Below are 2133 nucleotides of genomic sequence, written 5' to 3'. Positions count from 1 at the left end.
GATGCGGTTCAGACAGAAAACATATTGAGCGGCGGTAACGACCAGGTATTGGTCACCGATGCTTCCGGAACGGTGGAGTGGATTGATAAGTCGAGTTTTTCGGCCATTGCCGATCAGGTTACCATAACAGGAGCAGGAACTGTTGGGGATCCTTTTAAAGTAGAGGATCTTTCCATAGTAACGGCAAAACTAGACGATGATGCAGTGACCAATGCTAAATTGGCGGACGATGCGGTTCAGACAGAAAACATATTGAACGGTACCATTTTAACGGAGGATATTTCCTCAGGTGGTAACGATCAGGTATTGGTCACCGATGCTGCTGGAACAGTGGTCTGGGTGGATAAGTCGAGCTTTGCTGTTTTGGCCGACCAGGTAACGATTACGGGTGTAGGAACTGTTGGGGATCCTTTTAAAGTAGAGGATTTATCCATAGTAACGGCAAAATTGGACGATGATGCAGTGACCAATGCTAAATTGGCGGACGATGCGGTTCAGACAGAAAACATATTGAACGGTACCATTTTAACGGAGGATATTTCCTCAGGTGGTAACGATCAGGTATTGGTCACCGATGCTGCTGGAACAGTGGTCTGGGTGGATAAGTCGAGCTTTGCTGTTTTGGCCGACCAGGTAACGATTACGGGTGTAGGTACTGTTGGGGATCCTTTTAAAGTAGAGGATCTTTCCATAGTAAATTCCAAGCTTGGCCCTGACGCGGTTACCAATGCTAAATTGGCGGATGATGCGGTGCAATTGGAAAACATCGCTGATGGTACGGTCTCCGGGCAGGTAATGCAATGGGACGGTACCGACTGGATTTTAGTAGATTTAGGCTCAGTGACGGTAACGGAAGTTGATGGTGTAATCGGAAACGAGGTGACAAACGCCACGGATGGCACTTTGGTACGTTCAGGTGCAGGAACAACGGTTAGTCCCTATACCTTGGACGTATCGGCCGATGGAATTACCAATGCAGAATTGGCGGACGATGCGGTACAGACAGAAAACATATTGAGCGGCGGTAACGACCAGGTATTGGTCACCGATGCTTCCGGAACGGTGGAGTGGGTTGATAAGTCGAGTTTTTCGGCCATTGCGGACCAGGTTACCATTACAGGAGCAGGAACTGTTGGGGATCCCTTTAAAGTAGAGGATCTATCCATAGTAACGGCAAAATTGAACGATGGGGCAGTGACCACAATAAAATTAGGTGATGACGCCGTTACCAATGCCAAGTTGGCGGACGATGCGGTTCATACGGAAAACATATTGAGCGGCGGTAATGACCAGGTATTGGTCACCGATGCTTCCGGAACGGTGGAGTGGGTTGATAAGTCGAGTTTTTCGGCCATTGCGGACCAGGTTACCATTACAGGAGCAGGAACTGTTGGGGATCCCTTTAAAGTAGAGGACCTATCCATAGTAACGGCAAAATTGAACGATGGGGCAGTGACCACAATAAAATTAGATGATGACTCCGTTACCAATGCTAAGTTGGCAGACGATGCGGTACAGACAGAAAACATATTGAACGGTACCATTTTAACGGAGGATATTTCCTCAGGTGGTAACGATCAGGTATTGGTCACCGATGCTGCTGGAACAGTGGTCTGGGTGGATAAGTCGAGCTTTGCTGTTTTGGCCGACCAGGTAACGATTACGGGTGTAGGTACTGTTGGGGATCCTTTTAAAGTAGAGGATCTATCCATAGTAACGGCAAAACTGGACGATGGAGCGGTTACCACAATAAAATTGGATGATGACGCGGTTACCAATGCCAAACTGGCGGACGATGCGGTACAGACAGAAAACATATTGAGCGGCGGTAATGACAAGGTATTGGTCACCGATGCTTCCGGAACGGTGGAGTGGATTGATAAGTCGAGCTTTTCGACCATTGCCGATCAGGTTACCATAACAGGAGCGGGAACCGTTGGGGATCCCTTTAAAGTAGAGGACCTTTCCATAGTAACGGCAAAACTGAATGATGGGGCAGTGACCACAATAAAATTAGGTAATGACGCGGTTACCAATGCCAAGTTGGCGGACGATGCGGTTCAGACAGAAAACATATTGAGCGGCGGTAACGACCAGGTATTGGTCACCGATGCTTCCGGAACGGTGGAGTGG

General features: G+C 48.2%; 1 protein-coding gene. It reads left to right on the top strand.

What is annotated here, in order from left to right; translation table 11 throughout:
- Positions 1-2133: hypothetical protein (locus tag C7972_RS24030; RefSeq protein ID WP_181422998.1), on the top strand; the 2133-nt coding region annotated here is incomplete at both ends.

The sequence above is a fragment of the Arenibacter sp. ARW7G5Y1 genome, assembly GCF_003201775.1.
Lineage (GTDB): Bacteria > Bacteroidota > Bacteroidia > Flavobacteriales > Flavobacteriaceae > Arenibacter.
The sequence above is the reverse complement of the archived record's forward strand: the minus strand, read 5'-3'. Positions and strand labels throughout refer to the sequence as shown.